At 65.8% G+C, this 1,598-nt stretch carries 1 protein-coding gene; it reads left to right on the forward strand.

Features of this window, described 5'->3' with window-relative positions:
- The first annotated feature begins 107 nt into the window (after positions 1 to 107).
- Positions 108 to 1,196, forward strand: coding sequence for an IS110 family RNA-guided transposase (locus ABLE93_RS26865; protein ID WP_012112611.1), 1,089 nt, complete (start codon positions 108 to 110; stop codon positions 1,194 to 1,196).
- Positions 1,197 to 1,598 lie beyond the last annotated feature (402 nt).

The following is a 1,598-nucleotide window of genomic DNA, read 5'->3' on the forward strand; positions in this document are numbered from 1 at the left end:
CGATTGCCGCCCGTAATCGGCAGGACGGTTCCCCGCCGAAGAGCGCGCCACCAACAGCTTCGCCGCCCGGTAAAATCTCCCGCGTTACGCAACGCAGGAGGCGGGTGATGGACTTCTTTTGCGGGCTGGACGTGGCCATCGAGGAGACGGCGGTGTGCGTCGTCGATGATCGCGGTGAAGTACATCTGACGGTGAAGGTGGCGACCGAGCCGGAGGCGTTGCTGGCGGTGCTGAAGCCCTTCGTTGGGCGATTGAAGCGTGTCGGCCACGAGGCCGGCTCGCTGTCGCCCTGGCTCCATCCCGAGCTCAAGAAGCTCGGCCTGCCGGCGATCTGCCTGGAGACGCAGCATGTGCGGGCCGCGATGTCGGCCCAGCGCAACAAGACCGACGCAGCGGACGCCCTCGGGATCGCCCACATCATGCGCACAGGCTGGTTCCGCCAGGCGCACGTGAAGACGGAAAGCTGCTACCGGATGCGCCTGCTGCTGACGCATCGACGCAACCTGAAGCGCAAGTTCCTCGATCTCGAGAACGCCATCCGCCACTCGCTGAAGAGCTTCGGGATCAAGCTCGGTGGCACCTCGCGCGGCAAGTTCGACCAGGCGGTGCGGGAGGCGGTGGCCGACGATCCGCTGTCCTGCGAGCTCATGGACGCCATGCTGTCGGCGCGCGCCGCGCTGTGGAAGGAGTATTGCCGGCTGCACGATCTCGTCGTGAAGCTGGTGGCGCAAAGCGAGCTGTGCCGGCGCTTCATGGCGATCCCAGGCGTCGGGCCGGTGACGGCGCTCAGCTTCATGACGGCGATCGACGACCCGTCCCGCTTCCGCCGCTCGCGCGACGTTGCCGCCTATTTCGGGCTGACGTCCAGGCGATGGCAGTCGGGCACATCGATCGACGTGCAGGGGCGTATCTCAAAGGCTGGGGACTCTGATGTGCGCCGCGCGCTCTACGAGGCGGCATCGGGACTGCTGACCCGCTTCAAGGGCAAGGACAAGGTGAAGGCCTGGGGCCAGGAGATCGCCAAGCGCTCCTGCCATCGCAAGGCGTGCGTCGCCGTGGCCCGCAAACTGGCCGTCATCATGCACGCCATGTGGAGCGACGGCACCTTCTATCTCGGCGATCCGGCAGCGAGCACTGCCGACGCCGCGCAGCGGGCGCACACCAAGGATCGCAAGCTCCTGGGAGCCCACCGATGAGCAACTTGCTGACACGAGACATGCAGCGCGCCCGCAACTGACGGACGCCATTCTGAACATGGAGATCCGCCCTCGGCGGATGAGGACCGATGCAGACCAGGACCGACGGAACGCACGTTATCTTGCCTGCGGCTGTGCCGATCGGAAGACGGCCGGACCGCGCTCGATTGCCTGTGACGATGCTCCGTCAATCCGATGGAAAAGTGCGCCGCGACGGTTCGAGCGCTGCCGACGTGCAGCCGGAACACCCCGTCGCAGAGCGCGGAGGAGTGCAAGGCGCATCGGAACTCGAAGCCCGCGAGCGGAGGCGTGCCGTGGCGAACAGCATAGTATATTCTCGCATCGGGAAGGATGAACGACGATGTCCGCAAGAGCAGTGGAAATACGACCGATTAGGAGGGC

The sequence above is a fragment of the Xanthobacter pollutisoli genome (assembly GCF_040044995.1).
GTDB lineage: Bacteria > Pseudomonadota > Alphaproteobacteria > Rhizobiales > Xanthobacteraceae > Xanthobacter.

Excerpts from the sequence above, each read along its gene's own strand:
- ABLE93_RS26865 (WP_012112611.1), top strand. The coding sequence starts at position 108 with ATGGACTTCTTTTGCGGGCTGGACGTGGCCATCGAGGAGACGGCGGTG.